The organism is Natroniella sulfidigena (genome assembly GCF_023223645.1).
In the GTDB taxonomy this organism is placed as follows: Bacteria; Bacillota; Halanaerobiia; order Halobacteroidales; family Halobacteroidaceae; genus Natroniella; species Natroniella sulfidigena.
Genome location: NZ_JALKBY010000008.1, coordinates 1 through 24,801, shown reverse-complemented (window position 1 = coordinate 24,801; position 24,801 = coordinate 1). Strand labels below are relative to the sequence as shown.

At 33.9% G+C, this 24,801-nt stretch carries 22 protein-coding genes and 3 tRNA genes; 23 read left to right on the top strand and 2 right to left on the bottom strand.

Features of this window, described 5'->3' with window-relative positions; translation table 11 throughout:
- The 14 genes from MWH28_RS06400 to MWH28_RS06335 all read left to right on the top strand — a co-directional run bounded on the left by MWH28_RS06400 (position 1) and on the right by MWH28_RS06335 (position 14,075).
- On the top strand, positions 1–879 hold the full coding sequence (locus tag MWH28_RS06400; RefSeq protein ID WP_248618485.1) for a Ppx/GppA phosphatase family protein: 879 nt from the start codon (positions 1–3) through the stop codon (positions 877–879).
- 147 nt (positions 880–1,026) lie between these two features.
- Positions 1,027–1,116: transfer RNA gene (locus MWH28_RS06395), tRNA-Leu, on the top strand.
- Between the two features lie 110 nt (positions 1,117–1,226).
- Positions 1,227–1,302 (top strand) — tRNA-Met (locus MWH28_RS06390).
- Positions 1,303–1,411: 109 nt separating this feature from the next.
- A tRNA-Met gene (locus tag MWH28_RS06385) sits at positions 1,412–1,488 on the top strand.
- 276 nt (positions 1,489–1,764) lie between these two features.
- Complete coding sequence (gene spoIIE / locus MWH28_RS06380; protein WP_248618483.1) at positions 1,765–4,167, top strand: stage II sporulation protein E; 2,403 nt, start codon at positions 1,765–1,767, stop codon at positions 4,165–4,167.
- 153 nt (positions 4,168–4,320) lie between these two features.
- Entirely contained in the window at positions 4,321–5,718 is a 1,398-nt protein-coding gene (gene tilS / locus MWH28_RS06375) for a tRNA lysidine(34) synthetase TilS (RefSeq protein ID WP_248618482.1), read from the top strand.
- A gap of 12 nt (positions 5,719–5,730) precedes the next feature.
- Complete coding sequence (gene hpt, locus MWH28_RS06370) at positions 5,731–6,276, top strand: hypoxanthine phosphoribosyltransferase (RefSeq protein ID WP_248618481.1); 546 nt, start codon at positions 5,731–5,733, stop codon at positions 6,274–6,276.
- A gap of 91 nt (positions 6,277–6,367) precedes the next feature.
- On the top strand, positions 6,368–8,245 hold the full coding sequence (gene ftsH, locus MWH28_RS06365) for an ATP-dependent zinc metalloprotease FtsH (protein WP_248618479.1): 1,878 nt from the start codon (positions 6,368–6,370) through the stop codon (positions 8,243–8,245).
- A gap of 387 nt (positions 8,246–8,632) precedes the next feature.
- On the top strand, positions 8,633–10,312 hold the full coding sequence (locus MWH28_RS06360) for a formate--tetrahydrofolate ligase (protein WP_248618478.1): 1,680 nt from the start codon (positions 8,633–8,635) through the stop codon (positions 10,310–10,312).
- Between the two features lie 307 nt (positions 10,313–10,619).
- On the top strand, positions 10,620–11,513 hold the full coding sequence (locus MWH28_RS06355) for a Rossmann-like and DUF2520 domain-containing protein (RefSeq protein ID WP_248618477.1): 894 nt from the start codon (positions 10,620–10,622) through the stop codon (positions 11,511–11,513).
- A complete protein-coding gene (panB, locus tag MWH28_RS06350; protein ID WP_248618476.1) occupies positions 11,506–12,309 on the top strand; it encodes a 3-methyl-2-oxobutanoate hydroxymethyltransferase in 804 nt (267 codons plus the stop codon). The genes MWH28_RS06355 and panB overlap by 8 nt, the downstream gene beginning before the upstream one ends.
- A 16-nt stretch (positions 12,310–12,325) precedes the next feature.
- On the top strand, positions 12,326–13,165 hold the full coding sequence (gene panC, locus MWH28_RS06345) for a pantoate--beta-alanine ligase (RefSeq protein ID WP_248618475.1): 840 nt from the start codon (positions 12,326–12,328) through the stop codon (positions 13,163–13,165).
- Positions 13,166–13,169: 4 nt separating this feature from the next.
- Positions 13,170–13,526, top strand: coding sequence for an aspartate 1-decarboxylase (gene panD / locus MWH28_RS06340; protein WP_248618473.1), 357 nt, complete (start codon positions 13,170–13,172; stop codon positions 13,524–13,526).
- A gap of 36 nt (positions 13,527–13,562) precedes the next feature.
- On the top strand, positions 13,563–14,075 hold the full coding sequence (locus MWH28_RS06335) for an ECF transporter S component (protein WP_248618472.1): 513 nt from the start codon (positions 13,563–13,565) through the stop codon (positions 14,073–14,075).
- A gap of 44 nt (positions 14,076–14,119) precedes the next feature.
- Here the strand turns inward: MWH28_RS06335 and MWH28_RS06330 are convergent, their stop codons facing one another.
- A complete protein-coding gene (locus tag MWH28_RS06330; RefSeq protein WP_248618471.1) occupies positions 14,120–15,202 on the bottom strand; it encodes a S1C family serine protease in 1,083 nt (360 codons plus the stop codon).
- A 221-nt stretch (positions 15,203–15,423) separates the two neighbouring features.
- Between MWH28_RS06330 and MWH28_RS06325 the strand changes: the two genes are divergently transcribed.
- From MWH28_RS06325 to MWH28_RS06285, 9 genes are all read left to right on the top strand, one after another.
- Positions 15,424–16,422 (top strand): biotin--[acetyl-CoA-carboxylase] ligase, encoded by a 999-nt coding sequence (locus tag MWH28_RS06325; protein WP_248618470.1) that lies wholly within the window; start codon positions 15,424–15,426, stop codon positions 16,420–16,422.
- 18 nt (positions 16,423–16,440) lie between these two features.
- On the top strand, positions 16,441–17,211 hold the full coding sequence (locus tag MWH28_RS06320) for a type III pantothenate kinase (RefSeq protein ID WP_248618469.1): 771 nt from the start codon (positions 16,441–16,443) through the stop codon (positions 17,209–17,211).
- A gap of 98 nt (positions 17,212–17,309) precedes the next feature.
- Complete coding sequence (gene dusB, locus MWH28_RS06315; protein ID WP_248618468.1) at positions 17,310–18,281, top strand: tRNA dihydrouridine synthase DusB; 972 nt, start codon at positions 17,310–17,312, stop codon at positions 18,279–18,281.
- Positions 18,282–18,380: 99 nt separating this feature from the next.
- Positions 18,381–19,307, top strand: coding sequence for a quinate 5-dehydrogenase (locus MWH28_RS06310; protein WP_248618467.1), 927 nt, complete (start codon positions 18,381–18,383; stop codon positions 19,305–19,307).
- A 32-nt stretch (positions 19,308–19,339) separates the two neighbouring features.
- Positions 19,340–20,410 (top strand): saccharopine dehydrogenase NADP-binding domain-containing protein, encoded by a 1,071-nt coding sequence (locus MWH28_RS06305; RefSeq protein ID WP_248618466.1) that lies wholly within the window; start codon positions 19,340–19,342, stop codon positions 20,408–20,410.
- Between the two features lie 115 nt (positions 20,411–20,525).
- Complete coding sequence (gene greA, locus MWH28_RS06300; RefSeq protein WP_248618465.1) at positions 20,526–20,999, top strand: transcription elongation factor GreA; 474 nt, start codon at positions 20,526–20,528, stop codon at positions 20,997–20,999.
- A gap of 22 nt (positions 21,000–21,021) precedes the next feature.
- Positions 21,022–22,497: a lysine--tRNA ligase gene (gene lysS / locus MWH28_RS06295; protein WP_248618464.1), complete on the top strand. Its 1,476-nt coding sequence runs from the start codon at positions 21,022–21,024 to the stop codon at positions 22,495–22,497.
- A gap of 130 nt (positions 22,498–22,627) precedes the next feature.
- On the top strand, positions 22,628–23,818 hold the full coding sequence (locus MWH28_RS06290; protein ID WP_248618463.1) for a putative glycoside hydrolase: 1,191 nt from the start codon (positions 22,628–22,630) through the stop codon (positions 23,816–23,818).
- A 20-nt stretch (positions 23,819–23,838) separates the two neighbouring features.
- Positions 23,839–24,450, top strand: a complete 612-nt coding sequence (locus MWH28_RS06285; RefSeq protein ID WP_248618462.1) for a class I SAM-dependent methyltransferase — start codon at positions 23,839–23,841, stop codon at positions 24,448–24,450.
- A gap of 138 nt (positions 24,451–24,588) precedes the next feature.
- On the opposite strand, the gene MWH28_RS06280 is transcribed toward MWH28_RS06285, so the two are convergent.
- Positions 24,589–24,801: hypothetical protein (locus MWH28_RS06280; protein ID WP_248618461.1), on the bottom strand; the 213-nt coding region annotated here is incomplete at its 5' end.

Here is a 24,801-nt window from a genome sequence, read left to right as displayed (position 1 = left end):
TTGTCAGTAGCAGCAATTGATATCGGGACTAATTCTGTAAGGTTGCTAATTGCTCAACAGGAAGGTAAACAATTAAAAAGGTTAGCTAGTAAGTTAGAAACTCCTCGCTTAGGAGCAGGTATTTGTCAAAATGATTATCTTAATCAGGATGCTATTGAGCGGACAATTGAAGTGCTTAAGGGTTATCAGAAAATTGTCGAGCAATTTGATGCCAGTTCTTACGTAGTAGCTACAAGTGCGGTTAGGGATGCTACTAACCAACAAGAATTCTTACAGCAAGTCAAAGAAGAAACTGGTTTTGAGATCAAGGTTGTTAGTGGAGAGGAAGAAGCTCGATTATCTTACTTAGGGATTACCTCCTCAATTACTCACTTAGAGGAGCAAGTTTTAGCAGTTGATATTGGTGGTGGGAGTACTGAATTTATTTATGGAGTAAAAGATGAGCTAGAAGAATACACTAGTATCAATTTAGGGGCAGTGCGATTAACAGAAAAATATGATGATGATTTTGATAAAATAAATTTAGTAGCAGAGAAAATGATAAAAGAAGCTATTGATAACAAAGACTGTGTACAGCTATTAGGGGTAGGAGGTACAGTAACTACTCTAGTAGCAATTGAATTGGAGTTAGAACCTTATAATCGAAAGAAGGTTGATGGTTATTTTTTGACTAAGAGTTCTATAGAAAGAATATTTAATAAGTTGTCCTGTCTATCTTTAGCAGAGCGAAAGAAAATAATAGGCTTACAACCTAAACGGGCTGATATAATTTTAGCAGGTATAATTATTTTGCTGAAAATTATGGAAGAGACTAACTTAGAGCAAATTCAAGTTAGTGAAGCAGGGATTTTAGAAGGAATTATTCAAAAACATATTTAATTGAAAATTGGCCTTAAAATGATTATACTGAAGTAAAACGGTGCTAATTAGTCTTAGTTGACTGTGATAATGACTCGCTTAATTGACTGGAAGCCGATGATATACTATAATACTAATTGTCGCTTAGGAAATATACAATTTAAACAAGCCGGGGTGGCGGAATTGGCAGACGCATCGGACTTAAAATCCGATGGGACTTTCGTGCCCGTGTCGGTTCGAGTCCGACCCCCGGCACCATCTTTAAAAAAGAGAATAATGAATAGAGAACAGAGGATAGTTGAAGTTCAAGTTTTTAAGAACTTAAAAACTATTCACTATTAATTATTATCTATTAACTGAACTTTTGTCGCGGGGTAGAGCAGCTGGTAGCTCGTCGGGCTCATAACCCGGAGGTCGTTGGTTCGAATCCATCCCCCGCAACCAATTAAAAAGCAATGAATAGAGAATAGTGAATAGATAATAGTTGAAAGTCAAGAGCATAAAAGATTTTAACTATTCACTATTAATTATTATCTATTAACTGCACTTATATGGCGGTGTAGCTCAGTTGGCTAGAGCATGCGGTTCATACCCGCAGAGTCGGGGGTTCAAGTCCCTCCGCCGCTACCAATTAAGAAATTAATAAATCGATATATACATAAATAGAGTGCTTTCCTTATCCTTGATAAGGAAAGCACTCTATTTTTATTGGCTAGGGAAATTTTTTAACAAAATAATTTATTAAGATAATTTAACTCTTAAAGTGGGCTAATGCTCACTTTATTCTTTATATTTGTCAATATTTTTAGAATTCATACTGTCTTTATTCGACAAATTATCCCCCGGGAAACGTGTATAATATATCTAGTAATTACAAAAAATGTAAATCGGAGAAGGGGGATTGTTGTGAAAGGTTTAGACTTACCTATTTATCAGCGACAGGACAATAGACAAGAAACAGGGAGCGCTAACTTACCTTTGTGGGATAAAGTGCTAATTGTAGATTTGATGTTAGCTTTAATTGGGTTTTTGTTAGGAAGATCGATTATTTTAAATGAATTAATGCCTTTTGGAATTAGTTATTTGGCAATATTCTTTTATCAATGGCAGAAAGGAAAACTAGGTTTAGCAAAATTAATTTTTGTCTTAATGGGAGTCAGTTTTGGCTATGTTAGCCAGTTAGGTTGGCAGGGGTTAAGATATATTTTCAGTATTTTATTACTACTATTTAGTAGTAAATATTTTTTGAATAAATTTAAGAAAGGGGTTTTATTTTACACCTTTTTAGTTGCATTTAGTTCTGTAGCAGTTAGATTACCTGATTTAATATTTAATTTTTCTTTACCGTTAGCTGTTAATTTTTCTTCTGAAGTATTGTTAATATCACTAATTACATTATTAGTATTGAGATTGACTCCTAATTTGATATCGGTAATAGAAGGAGAGAATAAACTATTAAGAAGGACCTTACTAGTAACTGGAGTAATATTTGGACTATTTATGAGTGGTTTGTCTATCCAAACGATTGGGATTATAAATCTGGCTAGATTAATTAGTTCGTATTTTATAATGTTAACTGCTTTAATTGCTGGAGTTAAGTTAGCAACTGTTGTAGGAGTTGTAATTGGATTTATTTATAGTATTTCTAATTTAGAGTTGGCCCCTTTAATAGGAAATTATGCTTTAGCAGGTTTGATTGCTGGTAGTTTTGAAAAGCAGAATAAATTAGGGGTGATCAGTGGTTATGTATTAAGTAGCATAATTTATACATTATTTATTAATGAAACTGGATATATTTTAGCTTTGGTTCAAGAAGGATTAATTGCGGGTTTTATTTTATTAATAACTCCTAAAGCGATTATTTCTTCTTTTGAAGAGTTAGTCAGTAAAGAAAAACGTGGTAAAAAGTTGAAAAATAGAAAGTCTGAGACTTTTTTCAAAGAAAGAATTAGTGATTTTTCTGATATTTTTGCCGAACTAGCTCAAACATTTTCTAAAACAGAGACAACTCCAAATAATTTAGAAGAAAATAATTTGAATAATTTAGGAGTCTTTTTAGATATAATTACTGATAAGGTCTGTAAACAATGTGGCTTATATAAATCTTGTTGGCAGGATTCTTTTTATAAGACCTATAATTCATTATTTGATCTATTAATTTTAGCTGAAAATAAAGGTGAAATATTAGTAGATGACTTAAAGGGGCAGATGAAAATAGATTGTATAAGAAAGGTTAAACTGACTACTGAGATTGATCAATTTATGAAAAAACAAGAATTAAATAGTTATTGGCAAGATAGAATGAAGAGTAAAGAAGAACTTCTATTAAAGCAGTTATCGGGTATGTCTAAGGTGGTTGATCAATTAACTGACAAATTGACTGTTAAAGTAGAAGCAGATAAAGAACTGGAAAATAAAATTTTTTCATTATTGAAAAGTAATGGACTAGCAGTTAAAGAAATTTTCACTACTAATTATAATGATGAAGAGCTAGAGATTACCATCACAAAACAGAGTTGTAATGGTAATCAAGAATGTATTAAGCAGATGATTCCTTTAATGAATAATAGATTAGATTATAATTTAAATTTAGGTTGGAGTGAATGTGGGTATCAAATGGATAAGTCTAATTGTACTTGTCAATTTATTCCTGGTAGTAAATATGACTTTCAAGGTGGAGTAGCTACTTTAAGTCAACAAAATGATATTTCAGGAGATAATTATACCTTTTTCAAACGGAAGGATGGAAAATTTTATGCTATATTAAGTGATGGTATGGGAGTTGGTTCAAATGCTTATCAACAAAGCAGCAGTGCTATAAGTTTATTGCATAAGATGCTAGCAGTTGGTTTAAACTATAATGTAGCTTTAGAAATTGTTAATTCAATTTTAGAGATTAGAACCCACAAAGATACTTTTGCTACAATTGATCTGTTGAGTATTGATCAACTAACTGGAGAAGCAGAGTTTATTAAGGTAGGTTCAGCTTCTAGCTTTATTAAACGTGATTCAGATGTCAGTATGGTTAAATCTACTTCACTACCTGTAGGAATCTTAAATCAGGTTGAAGCAGAGCCTACGTCTTTACAGTTGCAAGATGGTGATTTAATAATTATGCTAACTGATGGTGTTTTAGATAGTAAAGAGGAGTTAACAATTAAAGAGGAGTGGGTTTTGAAGATTCTTAAAAATAATTTGATCGATGATCCACAGTCATTAGCTCAATATATTTTGGATAAAGCTAAAGCTGAAAATAAGGCAATAAAAGATGATATGACAGCACTTGTAATTAAAGTAGATCAGTGTTAAGATATAATATAATAAAAGTAAATAAAAAAAGAGGACTAGATTGATTTTTATCGAAGGATTGTATACAAAGCTGAATTTATTTTTTAAATAAGGAGGTAACTAATTCATACCAATTAGTTATTAATAACTAATTGGTATGAATTTATACATAGAATGCCTTTATTAACTAAAGTTAAGGAAACAATTAATAGATATGGTTTATTATCTACAGGAGATAGAGTTTTGGTTGCTGTTTCTGGGGGGCCTGATTCATTAGCTTTATTACATATTTTAAAGAGATTAAAAAAAGATTATGATTTAGATTTACATATCTTTCATTTAGATCATATGTTGCGTGGAGAAGAGGCTATTGCAGATGCTGAGTTTGTGAAACAAATAGCCCGGCAATGGGAAGTGCCAATTACAGTTGAGAGGTATGATGTTAAATCTTATCAGCAGCGAATGGATCTTTCCTTAGAGGAGGCTGCTAGAGAGGTAAGATATGAGCTTTTATTTAACCAGTTAGAAGAATTAAACTTAACTAAGATTGCAGTAGGACATCATGCTAACGATCAAGCTGAAACGATATTGATGAATTTAATACGAGGGGCTGGCTTAAAGGGGTTAGCTGGAATCGCTCCTAAGCGGGATCAGATTATTAGACCTTTATTTGAACTGACTAAGCAAGAAATAAATGAGTATTGTCAGCGGTATAACCTTCAGCCGAGATTAGATGAAACCAATTTAGAAACTATTTATTATAGGAATAAAGTTAGGTTAGAACTACTACCATTATTAATAGAGGAATATAATAGTAATCTGATCAATACATTACAAAGGACTGCTGAAATTTTAGATAAAGAAGAAGACTTTTTGCAACAATCTACAAAGAAAATAATGAATGAGTTATTATTAGAGGAGAGTTCTCAGCAATTAATCATTTCTAAAGAAAGATTTTCTAAATTACATCTTGCCTTGCAACGTAGAGTTATTAAAAGAGCTTTAAAGTTACTTAGTGGTCAAGAACAAGGGTTTTATTATCATCATATAGAGTCTATCTTAGAATTTATACTAACTGGACAGACTGGAACTCAGATTGATCTTCCTTATCAAATAGTTGTGGCATTAAATTATGAAGAGGTTAGTTTTAGAATTGATAAAGCGGCGGTTAGGGAGTGTAATTATTTTGAACATAAATTATCACTAGGGCAAAATCGACTTGTAAACTTAGGCTTAACGGTAAAAGCTAAAGTGGTAGGTAATGATTATCAGTGGCGAGAGGAAATTAATGATCCTAATAAAGCTCATTTAGATTTTTCTAAGATAGGTTCTGAATTTTATCTTCGCCAGCGTCAAGATGGAGATCGCTTTTATCCATTAGGGATGAAAGGAAGTAAGAAGGTAAAGGATTTTTTAATTGATGAAAAGGTGCTTATATCAATAAGGGATGAAATTCCTATTTTTACTACATTACAAGGGGAAATTTTTTGGATAGGTAGGCTAAGAGTTGATGAGAGGTTTAAGATTACAGAAGAGACAGAAAAAATTCTAATAATTGAAATTGTTAATTAAGGAGGAGTTAAGGTGTTAGAAAATGAAGTAGAAAAGATTTTAATTGATCAAGAACAGCTACAAACAAGAATTAAAGAATTAGGAGTAGAAATTACTGATTACTATGATGAAGATGATGAAATTATTATGGTATGTATTCTAAGGGGTGGCTTTGTTTTTATGGCTGACTTAGCTCGTTATATTGAGCTTCCTGTTGTATTTGATTTTATGGATGTTACTAGTTATGAGGGGACAGTTTCTACTGGAAATGTTAGGATCATTAAGGATTTAGAAGAAAGTATTGAAAATAAAGAAGTTTTAATTATAGAGGATATTATTGATACAGGAAGAACGTTAAAGCATGTTATTAGTATTTTAGAGACGCGGAAACCTAATAGTATTAAAGTTTGTACCTTACTTGATAAGCCTGAACGTAGAACTGAAAAGGAGTTAGAATCTGATTGGAATGGATTTGAGATACCTGATGAGTTTGTTGTTGGTTATGGATTAGATTATAATGAAAGATATCGTAATTTACCGTATATCTCTATTCTTAAGCCGGAGGTATACCAAGATTAATCTATTTGCTATAGATTTTCAAATATGATATAATCAATAAGGGTTAGTAGGCATAAAATTATTTAAGTGAGTGATGGAAGGAGGATATTAGTTGAAGAATTTTTCAAAGAGTATAGGCTTTTATTTAATTATTATTGCAATAGGAGTTTTAATAGCACAATATATTATTGTTCCAGAACAGCCTGAACAGGACTTGACTTATAGTCAGTTTATCGAACAGGTTGAAACTGGACAGATTGATCAAGTAACAATTATTGGAGAAAATAAGATTGAAGGTACTCTAGAAACTGGAGAAGAATTTGAAATAAATATTCCTGGTACTGTAGAAAAGGTAGAAGGTATTTTAGCAGCTAATGAGGTTGAAATTGATACAGAGCCTGAACCTGAACCGCCTTGGTGGACAGGAGTATTTGCTTATTTATTACCAACAGTTATTTTAATTGGTGCTTGGATCTTTATTATGAATAAGATGCAAGGTGGCGGCAAGAAGATGATGTCTTTTGGTAAGAATAAGGCACGCTTACATAATGAAGATAAGAATAAGAAGGTCACCTTTGATGATGTGGCTAGTTATGAAGAAGTTAAAGAAGAATTAGTTGAGGTAGTGGAATTTTTAAAGAACTCAAGCAAGTTTACTAAGCTAGGAGCAGAAATACCAAAAGGTGTTCTATTAGTTGGCCCGCCAGGAACTGGAAAGACCTTAATGGCTAGAGCTGTAGCAGGGGAAGCTGGAGTTCCATTCTTTATTATTAGTGGTTCTGATTTTGTAGAAATGTTTGTAGGAGTAGGTGCTTCTCGAGTAAGAGATCTATTTGAGCAAGGTAAGGAAAATGCTCCTTGTATTATCTTTATTGATGAGCTTGATGCAGTTGGTCGCCAACGTGGTGCTGGTGTAGGTGGTGGTCATGATGAACGTGAGCAGACATTAAACCAGTTACTTGTTGAGATGGATGGGTTTGAATCTAATGAAGGTATTATTTTGATGGCTGCTACTAACAGACCTGATGTCTTAGATCCTGCACTATTAAGACCAGGTAGATTTGATCGACAGGTTATTGTAGGTAAGCCTGATTATAAAGGTAGAAAAGGAATTTTAGAGATTCATGTTAAAGATAAACCATTAGTTGATGATGTTGATTTGGATGTGTTAGCTAGAAGAACGCCTGGTTTCACAGGAGCTGACATGGAAAATCTAGCTAATGAAGCTGCTATTTTGGCAGCACGACGTAATAAAGATAAGATAGCAATGTTAGAGTTTGATGATGCAATTGATCGAGTAATTGCTGGCCCACAAAAGAAAAGTAGGGTGATTAGTGATAAAGAACAAGATATTGTCTCTTATCATGAAACAGGCCATGCATTATTAGGAGAGTTACTAGAACATTCTGACCCAACACATAAGGTAACTATTATTCCAAGAGGTAGAGCTGGTGGTTTTACTATTCCGTTACCTGAAGAAGAGAAGAGTTTTATAACTAAATCTGAGTTGTTGGATAAAGTTACTGGGTTATTAGGTGGTAGAATAGCTGAAGAGATATTCTTAGACGACATTAGTACTGGAGCTCAAAATGATTTAGAACGAGCTACAAAGATTATAAGAGATATGATTACGAATTATGGTATGAGCGAAAAGCTTGGCCCTTTAACTTTAGGACAGAAGAATAATGATCAAGTCTTTTTAGGGCGAGATATTTCTCGTAGCCGTAATTATAGTGAAGATGTAGCAGCAGCAATAGATCAAGAAGTGAGAGATATGATTGAATCTTGTTATCAAACAGCTAAAGATCTCTTAACTGAAAATAGTGATATGGTAAAAGAAATGGTAGCAGCACTAAAAGAAAAAGAGACTTTAGAAAGAAAAGATATCAAGAATATTGTTGAAAAATATAAGCCTGATTTTTATGATAATGAAGAGGATGAAGATTTAACAAGTGTTGATAATGAAAATAATGAAGAAACTGAAGAATAATTTATATTTGATTTTTACTAGGGGGTAAGCTTATCTCCTAGTAAAAATATTTACTTTTTTGTTCTGAATTAATTGAAAATTAGAACAGGAAAATCTAAAATAAAAGAAGGAATTTTTAAAGTAGATAGAGAAGAAAGAATATAGCGATTAATCACCATATCTTGCTGTTTAATATTATATTTGCTATAAATAAAAACTTATTTTTTACTAACTAATTATGATATTATTCTTTGAAAGGAGGAGATAGGGCGAGTATAGCTTAAGTACTTACTTAAAGAAGAGTGGGGTTTGTAGAAGTATCGGGTTTGTCATGCCCAACTGTCTGAATATTTAGAGATTACCATCATGATTATAAGATACTAAAAATGGAAGGTGAGTGATTAAATTATGTCAGTAAAGTCAGATATTGAAATAGCTCAAGAAGCGGAGCTAAAACACATTAGAGAGATTGCAGATATGTTAGGTTTCAGTGAAGATGAGCTTGAGATGTATGGTGATAACAAAGCTAAGATTAAGTATGAAGCATATAAGGAAAGAATGGATAATGAAGATAGTAAGTTGATTTTAACTACAGCTATCAATCCTACTCCTGCCGGTGAAGGAAAGACTACTACGAGTGTTGGTTTAACACAAGCTTTAAATCAATTAGATCATGATACTACAGTAGCTTTAAGAGAACCATCTCTAGGGCCTTGTATGGGAGTTAAAGGTGGTGCAGCAGGTGGAGGTTATTCTCAGGTAGTTCCAATGGAAGATATTAACCTACACTTTACTGGTGACTTACATGCTATTGGAATTTCTCACAATTTACTTGCTTCAACAATTGACAACCATATCAAGCAAGGTAATGATTTAGGACTTGATCCTAAAGAGATTACTTTTAAGCGAGTTGTTGATTTAAATGATCGTGCTTTAAGAGAAGTAATTGTAGGATTAGGCGGGCCAAATGGCCAAGCTCGAGAAGATGGGTATATGATTACTGTTGCTTCTGAAATTATGGCAATTTTATGTTTATCTGAAGGAATTGAAGACTTAAAAGAGAGATTAGGAAATATTGTAATTGGTTATACATTTGATGGAGATCTAGTACAAGCTAAAGAATTAAATGTACATGGTGCAATGGCAGCTTTACTTAAAGATGCAATTAAGCCTAACTTAGTACAGACTTTAGAGAATACTCCTGCATTTATCCATGGTGGACCATTTGCTAACATTGCTCATGGTTGTAACAGTGTTGCAGCTACAAAGTTAGCAATGAAGACTTCTGATATTACAATTACAGAAGCTGGATTTGGAGCTGACTTAGGTGCTGAGAAGTTCTTAAATATTAAGTGTCGTTTTGCAAACTTAAGACCTGATGCAGTTGTAATTGTTGCTACTGTAAGAGCGCTTAAGTTAAATGGAGGAATGGATGTAGACGATTTAGAAACTGAAAATGTAGCAGCTGTAGAAGAAGGTTTTGGAAACTTAGCTAAGCATATCGAAAATATTAGTGAGAAGTTTAAGTTACCTACAGTAGTTGCTATCAATAGATTCCCAACTGATACTGAAGCAGAGCTTGAGAAGGTTAGAGAGCTATGTGAAGAAAAAGGAGCTCGAGTTGCGTTATCTGAAATCTGGGCTAAAGGTGGCGAAGGTGGAATTGAATTAGCTGAAGCTGTTTTAGAAGCTATGGATGAAGAAAGCAATGAAGACTTTGATCAATTATATCCAGATGAGATGCCGATTGCTGAGAAGATAGAAACTGTTGCTAGAGAGATTTATGGTGCAAACGGTGTTAACTTTACTGATAATGCTAAGAAGGATATTGAGAAATTAACTGAGCAAGGTTTTGACAATATGCCTGTCTGTATGGCAAAAACTCAAACTTCTTTATCTGATGATCCTACTAAGCTAGGTAGACCAACTGATTTTGAAGTTACAGTTAGAGAGATTAATGTATCAGCTGGAGCTGGTTTCTTAGTAGCATTAACTGGTGCAGTAATGACAATGCCTGGTTTACCGAAAGTTCCATCTGCAGAGGAAATTGATGTTGACGCTGACGGTAATATCACAGGATTATTCTAATCATTATTAAGAATTCAATATTTCTAAGGTTTTTCTAGATTGTTTTTGAGATATTTAAGCTGATGTGGTATAATGCTTAATGAGTGATGATTACCTTAGAAAATTTAAATTTTAACCTGTGATCTAGTTAAACTAGATCACAGGTTTTCGTAATAATTAAATATGAAACTTTTTCGCTTAGATCCTAGTTAGGACTGAGACGGTTGGAAGTTTGAAGATAATATAGGCTATCTATGCCTAGTTACTTAGGAAAAGCTTCTTGACTGTTCAGTCAAGAAGCTTTTTTTCTTTATAAAGGGGGAGAATTATGGCTGAAAAGAAGGTAGTGATTATTGGGGCAGGAAGAGTAGGACAGAGTTTTGGTTATTTGTTGGCCCAGCAAGGGTATCAAATCTTAGGTTTTATCAGTAGATCATTATCATCTGCACAGGAGGGAGTTGAACTAGTAGGTCAGGGTATTGCTACTACAGAGTATGAAGAATTTATTTTAGAAGCTGATTTAATTATAGTTTCGACTCCAGATCAGGTCATTGCTGAAGTTGCTGAGGAGTTATTTGAGTTAGAGCTAATTAGTAAAGGTGGTTGTCTGATTCATTTAAGTGGTGCTTTGACTTCTGAGATATTGACTGGAGAAGGTAAAAGGCAAAAGTATGGCAGACTATCTTTACATCCTTTACAGTCGGTAGCAGATGTTGAAAATGGAATCACTAATTTACCACAAGCTTTCTTTACTATTGAAGGAGATCAGTTAGGAGTTGAAGTTGGTGAGGAGATTCTAACTACCCTTGGGGTAGAGTATGAAGTTATTTCTCAACAAGCAAAACCTTTTTATCATGCAGCTGCCTGTGTAGCCTCTAATTATTTGGTAGCTATTGTTAATTTAGCTTTAGAGATGAATCAGCAGATTGGAATTTCTAAAGAACAGGCTTTGAATGCTTTATTACCATTAATTAAAGGTAGTATTAATAATGTTGAGAGTTTAGGGCCAATAGCAGCTTTGACTGGGCCAATCTCAAGAGGAGATAGCTCTACGATTAAGGAACATTTAGAGGCATTTGATCAGTTTTCACCTCAAAGAAGTGAATTATATTGTAAGCTAGGTAGTTATACTACTGAAATTGCAGAGCAGAAAGGAAGTATTACTGAGTCAGACAAAGTTGAGTTAATTAAAATTTTAGAGGGGGAAAAATTTAATGGCTGAAAAGAAGACTATTAAGACCTTAGAGCAAAAAAAGAAGGCAAATGACAAAATCACGATGTTGACTGCTTATGATTATCCGATGGCTAAAGTGATTGATCAGGCGGGGATAGATGTTATTTTAGTAGGGGATTCATTAGGGATGGTTGTCCTAGGTTATGAAGATACCTTAAAGGTAACTGTTGAAGATATGATCCATCATACTAAGGCTGTAGCTAGAGGAGCTGAAAATTCATTAGTGGTTGCTGATCTACCATTTATGTCTTATAAGGTAAGTAATCTTGCTAAAACAGTCGAGAGTGCTGGACGATTAGTTAAAGAAGGAGGAGCTCAGGCAGTTAAATTAGAAGGAGGAAGTGAGTTAGTAACAGAGATAGAAGCTGTTATTAAGGCAGGAATTCCGGTGGTGGGGCATTTAGGATTGACTCCTCAAGCGATCAATCAACTAGGAGATTATAGTGTGCAGGGAAGAGATGACAGAGCAGCTAAAAAATTGATTGAAGATGCTAAGGCCTTGGAAGCAGCTGGTGTCTTCTCTATAGTACTAGAGTGTATCCCAAGTGATTTAGCTACTGAAGTCAGTAATCAATTATCAGTACCTACTATTGGTATTGGAGCTGGTAAAGGTTGTGATGGTCAAGTTTTAGTGACTCAAGATATGCTCGGGATCTTTTCTGACTTTACTCCTAAGTTTGTTCGAAAGTATGCTAAGTTGAACCAACAGATGTTAGAGGCGATTAAAGGATATAAAGAAGATGTAGAAGAAGGTAAGTTTCCAAGTCAAGAAGAGAGCTTTTAATGAGGAGGAATTGAGAGTGAAAGTTGTAAAAGAGATTTCTGAGGTTAGAGAGTTTACTAAGCAGGATAGGGAAAAAACTGTTGGCTTTGTACCGACGATGGGTTATTTACATCAAGGACATCTGGCTTTACTAGAGCAGGCAAGAGAAGAGAATGATATAGTAGTACTCAGTATCTTTGTTAATCCAACTCAATTTGGACCAGATGAAGATTATGAAGATTATCCGAGAGATTTAGAGCGGGATTTGGAGTTGGCCCGTAGTGCTGGAGTAGATTTGGTCTTTACACCCAAGGCTGATAAGATGTATTCAGATAATGCTGCGACTAAAGTTGAAGTAACGGGATTGACTGGTAAGCTTTGTGGTGCATCTCGTGATGGTCACTTTAGTGGAGTCTGTACAGTAGTCAGTAAGTTGTTTAATATAGTCAATCCAACTCGAGCTTACTTTGGTCAAAAGGACTATCAGCAGGTATTGGTAATTAAGAGGATGGTTGAGGATCTGAATTTTGATCTAGATATAGTAACTGTACCTATCGTTAGGGAGGAAGATGGCTTGGCAATTAGCTCTAGAAATAAGTATTTAAATCAAGCCGAGCGAAAAGCAGCACTAGTTTTATTTGAATCATTACAAAGAGGCAAGGAATTAATTGTTGGTGGAGAAAGGAAGGCTAAAGTTATTGAGCAAGAATTGATCAGTAACATTGAGGCTGAACCTTTAGCAGAGATAGACTATGTAGCTGTTGTTGATGCAAGTAGCCTAAAGGATATAGATAAGATAAGAGGAGAAGTCTTACTTGCACTAGCAGTCTATATTGGAGAAACAAGATTGATTGATAATCTGATTGTGGAGGTATAAAATAATGATGAGAACAATGTATAAAGGTAAGATTCATCGAGCTAGAGTAACTGATGCTAATTTAGATTATGTAGGGAGTATTACTATTGACCAAGAGTTAATGAAGGCAGCAGACATTTTACCCAATGAAAAAGTACAAGTAGTTAATAATAATAATGGAGAACGGATAGAAACTTATGTAATTCCAGGTGAGGCAGGCTCGGGAACAATCTGTTTAAATGGTGCAGCAGCTAGAAGAGCTCAACCTGGTGATGTAGTAATTATAATCTCTTATGCTTTGTTAGAACAACAAGAAGCTGAAAATTTAGAGCCGAAGGTTGTATTTGTTGATGAAAATAATAAGATTATTGAGCCAGAATGATTATTAAAAAATTGATCTTTAGAAGGGTGATTATGAATGAAATTAACAGTTAGAGAGGTTACAATTGCTGGAATATTGAGTGCAGTTTCAGTTGTATTAGGATTGACTCCCTTAGGTTTTATACCTGTTCCAACTCCAGCAGGATCAGCTACGATTATGCACTTGCCAGTTATTATTGGAGGAATTATGTCCGGTCCTGTGGTAGGGGGATTAGTAGGATTAATCTTTGGGTTATTTAGTTTTATTAGGGGAGTTTCATTTTTTGTTGATCCAGTAATAGCTATTATTCCACGAATATTAATTGGAATTTTGGCAGCTTATAGTTATAAGTTAGTTAATCATCAACTGATTGGAAGTGGTGTAGCAGCAGTAGTTGGTACTTTAACTAATACAGGTGGAGTTTTAATTCTTGCAACTTTACGAGGCTATTTAACTATAGAAGCTGCCTTAGGAGTAGCTGTAGGCCATGGAATTCCTGAGGTGATTGTGGGAGTAGTAATTACATTGATTATTGTAAAAGTATTACAAACGACCGAAGTTTCTAATTAAAAGCCCTGAGCAGGGCTTTTTAATTTATTAAGAAATTTTCTTCTTTATCTTGGTTTTTTAGTAACTTTAGGATTTAGTTCTTTAACTTCACCCTCTCTAATAATTTCAAGGGTAACTTCTTGATTCAGCTCTAAATTTTCTATGATGGCAAAAGCTTTTTTAGGATGATCAACTTTAATATCATTAATTTTAGTGATGATATCTCCTACTTTTAAACCAGCTTGCTCGGCAGGGCTGGCTGTTGCAATTTCAGCAACTAAGGTACCAGTGGTTTGTTCGAGGTTGAAGTAATCGATCATATTTTCATTGATCTTCTGCATATAAACTCCAATCCAAGGGCGAATAACTTGTCCATGTTCTTTCAACTGAAAAATTATTTCTTTAGCTTCATTAATAGGGATAGCAAAACCAATTCCTTGTCCTTCATTATTGATAGCAGTATTAACTCCAATTACTTGACCATCAATATCTAATAAGGGGCCACCGCTATTACCTGGGTTGATTGCTGCATCTGTTTGGATTAAATTATTATAAATTCTGGTTTGATTATTTTCTTTAATTTTAAGGGGGCGATCAATAGCACTAATGATACCAAATGTTACAGTATGGCTTAGATTATAAGGATTGCCAATAGTTAAGACCCAATCTCCAGGGCGAATGGTATTAGAATCACCTAGTTCAAGTTTTGGTAATTGCTGAGCGGTATCTACTTTTAGTAAGGCAAGATCTAGGTTAAAATCACTGCCTATTTTTTCAGCTTTAAACTTTTCTTCATAGCCCTTAATAAAAACACTAACTTCTGTAGCATTATCAACTAAATGCTGATTGGTTAAGATATAGCCATCTTCGTTAATAATAAAACCAGTTCCTACGCCATCATCTTCATTAAAGTCCTTGTTGTAAAACGGTTCAGTCTGATTAGTAAATGAATCTTCTTGTTCTTCTTGTTTACGTATAACATTTAATTGGACTACAGCTGGGCTTGCTTCTTCAGTAATTTCAGCGAAAGTATCTCTAGTGATTTGAGTCTGATTAGCAGAAGTTGTAGGTTGAGTAATGGCAAGCCAGAGCGTAAACCAGATAAGTAATTGTAAGAAGTTGAATTTAAATTTATTTTGATATAACATACCACTCCCCCTGACTTTAAAAGTTAATATCATTATACATAGTATAGGTTTAATTTTCAATTGTAAAGTTGGTTTATTTTGTATTTTAAAATAGAATATTATATAATATGAAGGAAGTATATAAATTGAATCAATGATTTTATCAATATAAATAACTCACTTTTTTTAAAATCGAAAAGGCTAATTTAAATTCAACTTATATAAAGAAAGAAGGTGAAATCATGAGGAAAAATTTAAGTAGAAGAGAGAAGGTACTTGAGTTGTTATATCAATTTCAAGATCAGTACTTATCAGGAGAGGAATTGAGCAATAAATTGGGAGTTTCTAGGACAACAATCTGGAAATATATTAAATACTTTAGGGAAGTTGGCTATGAAATTGAATCTTCTTCTAAAGTAGGTTATCGTTTACTTAAACGACCTGATAAATTACTACCAGAAGAGATTAAGCGTAATTTGACTACTGAAATTATTGGTCAAGATATCCTTTATTATCAGCAGGTTGATTCTACTAATCAGATAGCTAGGAAGAAGGCAGAAGATGGAGCTAAAGAAGGAACGATTGTACTTGCTGAACGACAAGTAGCAGGTAAGGGTAGGTTGAGTCGTGATTATTCTAGTCCGCAAGGAGGAATTTGGTTATCTTGTATCTTACGACCTGATTTAAAGCCAGTCTGGGCAACAAGAGTTACATATATTATTTCATTAGCTGTAGCTAAGACGATTAATCGATTGACTGCTGTTGAAGCAAAGATAAAGTGGCCTAATGATATCTTAATCAGTAGTCAGAAGGCATGTGGAATCTTGACTGAAATGGGAGCTGAACTAGATCAAATTGATTATTTGGTTGTAGGAGTAGGAATTAATTTAAATTTTGCACTTGCTGAACTTCCTTCTCAATTACATACAAAGGCGACCACTCTCTATTCTGAGTTAGGAGAGAAGGTTGATCGTCTTCAATTTTTACAGAGGTTATTATTAGAAATTGAAAATTATTACCAAAGATTAACTGATTTCGATGCTATTTTAGCTGAATGGAAAGAGTATGCTTATACCTTAGGGCAGGAGGTTGTAATTAAAGATGCTAAACGAGAGCGCAAAGGGATAGCAGTTGAGATTGCTCCTGATGGAGCTTTGGTGATTGAAAGTAATGGCAAGAGAGAGAAGGTTTATTCTGGTGATGTATCTTTATCTCATCAGGAGTTTGATTCAGGAAATTAAAGATAAGGAGTGAAGTTGATGATTTTAGCAATAGATGTTGGGAATACTCATACTGTATTAGGTTTATACCAAGAAGATGAACTAGTGGTTGATTGGAGGATTGCTACAGATAGAGCTAAGACGGTTGATGAGTATGGAATCTTATTAATCAATTTATTTGAAAAGAATGATTTTAATTTGACTGAAGTTAAAGAGATAATCATTTCTTCTGTAGTTCCACCGGTTATTAATTGCTTAGAGGAGGTAGCAGTTAAATATTTTGGAGTAGAAGCTTTGATTGTTGGCCCGGGGGTTAAGACTGGTATTAATATTAAGATTGAAAATCCTAAAGAGGTAGGTGCAGATCGGGTTGTTAATGCTGTAGCTGCTTCTAGATTGTATGACGGGCCAACAGTCATTGTTGATTTTGGAACAGCAACGACATTTTGTGCTGTTTCTGCTGCTGGGGAATATTTAGGAGGGGCTATTGCTCCAGGAATTGGTATTTCGACGGAAGCATTATTTGATTATGCAGCTAAGTTGCCTCGAGTTGAGCTAGATCTACCATCGCAAGTAATTGGTAAGAATACTCATGATAGTTTACAATCGGGTATCTTGTATGGAGTAATTGGACAAGTAGATGGAGTTGTCAAAAGAATGAAAGAAGAGTTTGTTGAAAATCCAATAGTAATAGCTACAGGTGGGTTTGCAGAATTAATCAGTCCTCGTTCTGAAGAGATAGATATCAGTAATCCTTTTCTTACTCTAGAAGGTTTGAGATTAATTGTTAAGATGAATCGGGATGATTAGCTGTGAGCTATCAGCTATGGACTAAAAACTTTAAAGTCTAGATTTTTAGCTTTAAAGTTTAAAACTTACAGTTAGCAAGGTGAAAAAGGAGGATTAAGGTGCTTAAGATAGGAGATGTAAGTATAGATCCACCAGTCTTTTTAGCTCCAATGGCAGGAGTAACTGATCTACCTTATCGGAAGATAGTTAAACAGATGGGCTGTGGCTTAGTTTGCACTGAGATGGTCAGTGCTAGAGGATTAGTCAATGATAATCGAAGAACTGAGGAGATGCTAGCAATATCTGAAGTAGAACGACCTGTTTCTTTACAGGTGTTTGGTAGGGAGCCTGAAGTGTTGGCCCAAGCTGTCCAGATAATAAGTAAAAAAAGTGATCCTGAAATAATAGACTTTAACGTGGGATGCCCAGCTCCTAAGATTGTAAGGAATGGTTATGGGTCTGCTCTAATGAAAGAACCTGAGCAGGTTGGTGAAGTTATAAAGGCGATGGATCAAGCAGTAAAGAAACCAATTACAGTTAAGATTAGAACGGGTTGGTGTAAAGAAGAGATTAATGCTGTAGAAGTTGCTCAAATCGCTCAAGAGAATGGGGCCAAAGCTGTAGCAGTTCATGGCAGGACAAGAGAGCAGTTTTATCAAGGGCAAGCTGATTGGAAGGTAATCAAAGATGTAAAGGAGGTAGTTTCAATTCCTGTAATCGGGAATGGGGATATATTTGGCCCTGAAGATGCTTTAGAAATGGTAGAGCAAACAGGTTGTGATGCTGTAATGATTGGAAGAGGTGCTCAAGGAAATCCTTGGATTTTTACTAGAACAGCCCATTATTTAAAGACAGGAGAGCTATTACCTCCCCCAACGCCACGAGAAAGAATTGAAGTAGCTATTGAACACTTAGAGGACTTAGTTGAGTTTAAAGGTGAATATGTAGGGGTCAGAGAGATGAGAAAACATGCAGCGTGGTATATCAAAGGTCTTAAAAATTGTACTAAAGTAAAAGACTCTTTAAATCAAGCAGAGACAATAGTAGAAATGAAAAGAATATTGAATAATTATCATCAAGAATTAAGCTGATATCTAATAGGTATCAGCTTAATTTTATTTTTTTATACATAAATCTTAAATCAGTAGTACATATTAAGGGTTGAGATTATCTTTAGGAGGTTAATGGGTATGAAGCGGGTAGTTAGTATTAGTTTAGGAGCTTCAAGTCGGGATCGAAGAATAGAGACTGATGTTTTAGGTAAAAAATTTATTATTGAAAGAATAGGAACAGATGGTGATTTAAAGGAAGCAATTAAATTATTTAAAGAATTAGATGGTCAAGTAGATGCATTTGGATTAGGAGGAATGGATCTTTATTTATTTATAAATGATAAAAAATATATAGTACGTGATGCTCAAAAAATAATTGAGCAAGTTGAAAAAACACCGATTGTTGATGGAAGTGGGTTAAAGAGGACATTAGAGTCAGATGCAATAAAAAATTTAGATCAAGAACTTAATCTTAAAGATAAGAAAGTATTAGTTGTATCTGCTTTGGATAGATTCGGAATGGCTAAAGCTTTACAAGAAGTGGAAGCTGAAATTCTATTTGGGGACTTAATGTTTGCTTTAGGGTTACCAATTCCAATTAAGTCATTTGATATTTTAAATTTAATTGCCAAATTTACTATGCCTTTGATTAGTAGATTGCCCTTTAAAATTTTCTATCCTACTGGGAAAGAACAAGATCAGAAAGTTGCTAATAAAAAATATGAGAAGTATTATCATTGGGCAGATATTATTGCAGGAGACTTTCATTATATAAAACATTATTTACCTTCAAAGTTAACTGGAAAAATAATTTTAACTAATACAATTACAGTAGAAGATTTAAATTTGCTAAAAGAAAGAGGGGTCAGTAAATTAATTACAACTACACCTGAGTTCAAAGGAAGATCGTTTGGGACTAATTTAATGGAAGCTATTTTAGTTGCTCTATTAGATAAGCCAGTAACTGAGATAAACATTTCTGATTATTTGAATCTATTACAAGAAATTGATTTCAAACCTCGAGTAATAGATTTTAATCAAGCTGAGAAATTTATCAATAATTAAAATTTCAACTGTACAATTAAGGAGGAAGATGAATGGAGAAATTTGGGTTTATCATTCACCCTTTAGAGGTAGCAGATGTAGCACGTAAATTTCCTGTTTGTGATTTTCTACCTAGTCATTTAGTGGAAAGTATGATTAAATTGGTTCCACCATTTGAAGTTTCTAAAATTACAGGGGTTAGATCTGAGTTGGGTGTTGAAGCGGAAGGATGGTTTGTAGGTTGCCCACTAACTTCACGCCAAATTTTGGAGTTGCCAACTGAAGAGGTAATGGAGAAGATTATAGCAGCAGGAATTAAAGCACAGAAGCTAGGGGCAAAGATTGTAGGATTAGGTGCATTTACTTCTATAGTAGGGGATAAAGGGATTAAGGTTGCTAAAGAACTTGATATACCAGTAACTACTGGAAATAGCTATACTGTTGCGACAGCAATAGAGGGAACTAAATTAGCTTGTGATATGATGGGGCTTGAAATGAAGCGGAGTAATATATTAGTTATCGGGGCTACTGGTTCTATTGGAAAAGCTTGTGTGCGTTTGTTGGCCCGAAATAATAAGTATTTAATGTTAGCAGCTAGAAGAGAAGCAAAGTTAAGAAAACTAGCAGAAAAACTTAAGATTGAATCAGAGGTAGAAGCTATAATTACAACTAATTTAGAAGAGTTGTTACCACAGGCAGATATTGTTATTACAGCTTCTAGTTCACTAGATAGCTTGATAGATATTAATCTCTTAAAGAGTGGAGCTGTTGTCTGTGATGTAGCTCGCCCTAGGGATGTAGCTAGAGAGATAAATTTAAAGCGAGATGATGTCTTAGTAATAGATGGTGGAATTGTGGAAGTTCCAGGTCAGGTCAATTTTAACTTTGATTTCGGATTCCCTGCAAATGCTGCTTATGCTTGTATGGCTGAGACTATGATTTTGGCTTTAGATAAGAAATACGAAAACTATAGTTTAGGTCCTGATCTCGATCTTCAAAAAACCTTAATGATCAGTCAGTTAGCAACTAAGCATGGATTTAAATTAGCTAGCTTAAGAAGTATGGAACGGGAGATTTCTTTGCAACAGGTTAGTAGGATGAGAAGGATAGTTAACTCTACTTGACAAATTCTGCAAATTAGATTATAATGTCATACTAATGATGGGGATAATAGTGTTTGTCCAAACACTATTTTATCTTTTTACAAATAAAATCAAGAGAGTAAAGGGGTAATCAATAATGAATGAAAAGGTTATTGTATCAGAAGAGGGCTTAAATAAATTAAAAGAAGAGTTGGAATATTTACGTGGTGCTAAAAGAAGAGAAGTTGCAAAAAGAATTAAGCAAGCTCTTGATTTTGGCGATATTAGTGAAAATTCTGAGTATGATGATGCTAAAAATGAACAAGCCTTTGTCGAAGGTAGAATTAAAGAGCTAGAGCAGATGATAAAAAATGCAGAAGTTATTAATAAAGATGAAATTGATACAACTGAAGTGAGTGTTGGAACTACTGTAACAATTAAGGATCTAGAGGAAGATGAAGAATTTGAATATGAAATTGTAGGTTCTACAGAATCAGATCCCGATGAAAAACGAATATCTAATGAATCTCCATTAGGAAAAGCTTTAATTGGAAATAGTGTAGGAGACATTATAGGAGTTGAAGCACCAGTAGGAGTTATTGAATACGAAATATTAGCAATTAAAAAATAGCAAACTTGGAGGTATTTAGAAAATGGCTGAGCAAGAAACTGACTTAAATGAATTAATGATTGAACGTAGAAAAAAATTAGATGATTTAAAAAAAGCAGGTATAGAGCCTTATAATAATGATTTTGTAAGATCGCATTCCATTACTGAAGTGTTAGATAATTTTGATAAATTAACAGCAGAAGAAAAGAAGGTTAAGATTGCAGGTAGAGTGATGGCATTACGTGATCATGGTAAGTCTAGCTTTGCTGATTTGGTTGACTTATCAGGTAAAGTACAGTTGTATGCTAAAAAAGGAGAAGTTGGGGAAGAGAAATATAGCCTGTTTACTGATTTGAATATTGGAGACCATATTGGAATTGAAGGTACTTTATTTGAGACAGGTCGTGGTGAAATTACGGTTAGGATTCAAGAGTTTAAATTATTAGCAAAGTCTTTGCGACCATTACCTGAAAAATGGCATGGTTTAAAGGATGTTGAACTAAGATATAGACAACGATATGTAGATCTAATCGTAAATCCAGATGTTAAAGAGACCTTTATTGCAAGAAGTAAAATAATTCATGGCATCAGAGGATATCTAGAAGAAAAGAACTTTTTAGAGGTTCAGACTCCGTTGATGCATCCAATTGCTGGAGGAGCTGCTGCCAAACCTTTTACAACGCATCATAATGCTTTAGATACTGACCTATACTTGAGAATTGCTCCTGAATTATATTTAAAGAGGTTATTAGTGGGTGGTTTTGAAAAGGTCTTTGAAATCGGAAAAAATATGAGAAATGAGGGTTTGTCGAGAAAGCATAATCCTGAATTTACTACTTTAGAATTGTATCAGGCTTATGCTGACTATGAAGATATTATGGATACTACTGAAGAATTGATTAAAACTGTTGCTGAAGATGTATTGGATGATTTAGAAATTACATATAATGATCACAAAATTGATTTAAATAGTTGGAATAGAATGACCATGGTTGAAGCGGTTAATAACCATACAGGAGTAGATTTTACTAATGTATCTACTTTAGAAGAAGCTAAATCATTGGCTGAAGAAAATAATTTAGAGTGTGAAGAAAAAGTTTCAATAGGAGAAATTATTAATGAATTCTTTGAAGAGATAGTAGAGGAGAAGTTGATTCAGCCTACATTTATTACTCAATATCCGGTTGAAGTATCTCCATTGGCTAAGCGAAATTCAGATAATCCAGCGTTTACAGATAGGTTTGAATTATTTATTGCTGGTAATGAAATAGCTAATGCTTTTTCTGAACTTAATGATCCGATTGATCAAAAAGAAAGGTTTGAGAAACAGATGGAACAAAGGGAAGCTGGTGATGATGAAGCTCATAGGATGGATCAAGATTTCATTAGAGCATTAGAATATGGAATGCCTCCTGCAGGAGGATTAGGGATTGGGCTTGATCGTTTGGTTATGTTATTAACTGGTTCTGAATCGATCAAAGAAGTTATTTTATTTCCGCATTTACGACCGGAAAATTAATCAAAGATCAACTTACAAAAAGGAGGGCTTACCTCCTTTTTTATAATTAATTACAAAAAATAACATCAACAATAATTAGAGCGTGTGTTATAATTATAGGAGATAACCTTAATTAATAAGAGGTGTTAAAATGAATAAGCAAATTAGGTTTGTAGTTATTTCAGTAATTGTATTTAGCTTTTTTACTTTAGGAAATGATTTTAATTTATTGGCAAACCAGAATTTTGAGTTAAAGGATACTCCTATTTATGAAGAAGCAAAATTAGAATTAGCAGAATTTGAGATTGATCAATTTTTCACTTCGTTTGAAGGGGTAGAAGGAAGAATTTCTCTGGAGAATGTTGAGCTAGTTGCTCCTCATATAAGTCAAGCTCAAAATATTAAAGGGCTTTATATTAGTGGTTGGGCTGCTGGAGATCAAAGAAGGATTGAAAGGTTAATGAATGAGGTTGAAAAGAGTGATTTGAATGCTGTTGTTATTGATTTGAAAGATGCTGCAGGAAGAATTACGTTTTCTAAAGACTTTGGAGCAGCTTCTCAAGACGCAATGATTAGAGATTTACAAGAGTTAATAGCAGAATTTCAAAGGCGTGGAGTCTATACGATTGGTAGGCAAGTACTCTTTAAAGATGCAATTTTGGCACAGCAAGAGGAACACGCATTACAGTATTATATAGGAGAAGAAGAAGAGATTATTCATAGTGAAAAATGGACTGATCCTTATTCTGACGATGTTTGGAATTATAACTTGGAAATAGCTCAACAAGCAATCGATTTAGGGTTAGATGAGCTGAAGTTTGATTACATACGCTTTCCAACCTTATCTCAAGAAAGTAGTTTGACTATTAGAGAAAGGGAGGAATATTCTAAATCGGAGATTATTATTGAGTTTTTAAAGTATGCTAATCAAGAACTAGATAAACAAGATACTTTAATTTCTGCAGATGTATTTGGATTAACAACAACTATTGAAGGTGATTTAGGGATTGGACAAGATATTACTAAGATGGTTGAACATCTTGATTATATTTCACCAATGATTTATCCATCTCACTATAGCCCTAGGATGTATGGCTTAGCTAATCCAGATAGTGCTCCTTACCAAGTTATATATGAAAGTTTAGCAGATGCTAGAGAAAAGCTTGGAGAAGAAAGTTATAAACTACGTCCCTGGTTGCAGGATTTTTCGATGCAGCATAGATATGGTGAACAAGAAGTGCGAGAACAGATTGAAGCTGTAAAGGATAGTCAGGTTTCAGGATGGTTATTATGGAACCCTCGTTCTGTTTATACTATTGATGCTGTAATTAATGATAAATAAGTAATAAGGTGGTGGTGATTTTGGACTTGGAGTTGACTGATGAAAGAGTTATGCCTAAAAAAATGAATCCTAATAATGGTTTATTAAAAGAACATATAGTCCGTTATGAATTTGCTAGTAATTATGCTCAAGGAAGAGTGTTGGATTTAGCTTGTGGTGTTGGCTATGGAACAGAAGTATTGTTGGCTCAGGGTGAACAGATAGAAGAAATCATTGGTGTTGATCTAGCTCAAGAAAGTATCGATTATGCTAAGTATCATTATGGTTATCCTTTGGTTGATTTTATGGTGGGAGAAGGAACAGATCCTAATTTAGTAGAGAAATTAGGACAGTTTGATACAATAATTAGCTTTGAAACTGTAGAACATATTAAAGATGATTATAAATTTATTGCTAATTTAAATAACTTATTAAAAGATACTGGACAATTAATAATTTCTACCCCTTTTGGTAGAGGAAGAGAGAAGGAATGTAGCAATCCATATCATTATCGTCAGTATACAGAAGAAGAGTTTAGGGAATTGTTAGAAAGGTATTTTGAGATTGAACTTTTTTATCAATTAAATGAAAGGATTGAAAAACGTCAAGCTGGTGTTAAATATTATCTAATGGTTGCTATCTGTTGTAAGTAATAATTTAGAGATATACTTGACAAATAAAAGCTGGTGTGTTAAATTAATAGTTGTGGTTGAGCAGTACTTGTTAAGGTTTGTTGGCCACAGAAAGAATGATTATTTTTCTTGACAAGTTTGAGCTAATATGTTAAATTGTTAGAAGTGCTGGTCAAGGAAGAAAGGTTTTAAATTTTTCTTGACAGATTTAGAATGAAGTGATATACTACTCGATGTTGCCGCAAAAAAAGGAAGTTTGGCGACAAAAAAGATTTCAAAAAAGTTCTTGACAAATAAGAACGAATTTGATAGTATATTAAATGTCGCTTGAGAAAGCGTCAGAAATTGAAGAAGCAATTCGGTCTTTGAAAA